The sequence below is a fragment of the Acinetobacter sp. 742879 genome (assembly GCF_000588535.1).
Taxonomy (GTDB): domain Bacteria; phylum Pseudomonadota; class Gammaproteobacteria; order Pseudomonadales; family Moraxellaceae; genus Acinetobacter; species Acinetobacter pittii.
In genome coordinates, this window is record NZ_JFYC01000047.1 from 1 (window position 1) to 466 (window position 466).

A 466-nucleotide genomic window follows, 5' to 3' on the forward strand; every position below is an offset into this window, starting at 1 on the left:
GTTCTAATTCCAGATCAACAGCAGCAATATCTTCTTCAACCGCTTCATCCCATAGGTGGATTTGTTTTGCCGTTAAGTGTTCATTCTTTTGGGCGAATTTGTGCTTTTTAAACAGCGCCAGTTCATGCTCGTATTTTTGATTGAGAATAGAAAGATGTTGAACTTTGGCATCCAATTGTTGGTTTGATTGTGCTAGAGACTGATGCTGCATCGCCAACTGTCTGGTGAATTCCAGCAGTTGTTCATGGGTCAGTTGGCTTAAGTCAGGCAGCGTATTCATGACCGCAGTATGCCTGAGGTCATGAAGAGAATGAAATAGAACGTTTGGAGGATGGCAGAATGGTCGAGCTTGGTTTAGAGCATATTCACCACTTGCTGCAATCCAATTCTCTGCCAGGGCAAACCTTGGATTAATGCCTGTAACTGTTCCGGGCTGAGGGCCACGGTTTCACCTTGGTGAACTTGA

General features: G+C 44.6%; 1 protein-coding gene. It reads right to left on the reverse strand.

Annotation, left to right across the window (positions count from 1 at the left end):
• On the reverse strand, window positions 1-280 hold a 280-nt coding region (locus J690_RS23515), incomplete at its 3' end, for an IS66 family transposase (protein ID WP_032038854.1).
• Window positions 281-466 lie beyond the last annotated feature (186 nt).